Origin of the sequence: Streptomyces sp. ADMS (assembly GCF_033441795.1) — a bacterium.
Lineage (GTDB): Bacteria > Actinomycetota > Actinomycetes > Streptomycetales > Streptomycetaceae > Streptomyces.
Map to the genome: position 1 here is coordinate 1 of NZ_JAVFVX010000313.1, position 1,226 is coordinate 1,226.

At 73.1% G+C, this 1,226-nt stretch carries 1 protein-coding gene; it reads left to right on the top strand.

Going from position 1 to position 1,226, the window contains the following annotated elements; all coding sequences use genetic code 11:
* Window positions 1–110 precede the first annotated feature (110 nt).
* Window positions 111–944, top strand: coding sequence for a winged helix-turn-helix transcriptional regulator (locus RB628_RS40655; protein WP_318325672.1), 834 nt, complete (start codon window positions 111–113; stop codon window positions 942–944).
* Window positions 945–1,226: the final 282 nt, after the last annotated feature.

The following is a 1,226-nucleotide window of genomic DNA, read 5'->3' on the forward strand; positions in this document are numbered from 1 at the left end:
CCGCCGCCTCGGCACGGTGCTCCAGCGTCTTCGCGCCGAGCGCGACCCTCACTGATCCGCGCCCCGCCGCCCGCGCCCGATTCACCCTTCGCCATAACGGAGTTACCGCCATGTCCACCCCTGTACAGCCCGCAACCTCGCAGATCGGCTCCGTCGACGCGCAGCGCGTCGAGGACGCGCTGTCTCTGATCGCGCCGAAGTGGACCACCTGGTCGGCGCAGACCCTGGCCCAGCAGGGCGGCCCCATGCGTGTGCGTGACGTCGCCGCCCGGCTCCCCTTCGTCAGCGAGCAGTTCGTCGGCAAGCGGCTGGCCCAGATGCACGCTGACGGCCTGGTGACCCGGGCCGGTGATCGCCACGGCGCCCCGTACCAGCTCAGCGGGTTCGGCAACTCGCTGTCCTCGATGCACCGGGCACTGTCCGACTGGTCCCAGGCACACCTGCCGCTCGGCAAGGTGGCCGGTGCCGAGCGCGCTGAGGACGCCGTGCGCCGGCTGCACCTTCGCCACTCGACCGCCGTGATCCAGGTCCTCGACGCGGGGCCCATGCGGTTCGTCCGCACCGCCGAGGAGGCCGGGCTCGACAACGGCTTCACCCGGCAGCGGCTGATGCGGCTTCAGCTCGACGGCTTGGTCACTCGCACCGGACCGCACCGCGGCGATCCGTACGTCCTGACCGACGCCGGGCGGGCGCTGGGCCCGGTCTACGCAGCCGTCGAGCACTGGAGCAATCCCGTCGCCACACCGCGTCCCGCCGCTGCCCCGGTCGCGGCGGCCACCCGCACCCACACCGGCATCCCCCTGGGGTCGGACAGCATCCGTACCGCAGCGGCCCTGCGTCGAAGCACCGCCGCGCCGAACTCCCTGTTCAGCCACGCTCCGCAGCCACAACCGCGGGTGCCGGCGGCCGTCACTGCCCGGTCCGCCCCATCTCGGGGCCGGTGATCCGCATGGCATCCAGCACCAGATCCACGTCACAGCCGCCCTCGTGCCCGCGTGCAGCCGAGCAGTCCGCTCCCGGCCGCGCGCGGGCCCGTTCCCCACCTCCTCCAGGAGCCGCTCTCGTGATTGCGACATCTCCTCCGGGCGGCCTCGCGCCCGACACCGATCTGCTGGTCCACCCCGTCTATCTCGCCGGGCGAGGCGACCCCGCCGCCATCTACGACGCCCTGTGCGACGCCCGGGGCTGGGGCAAGGCGACCACCGCCACCGGCCTGATGTTCACCA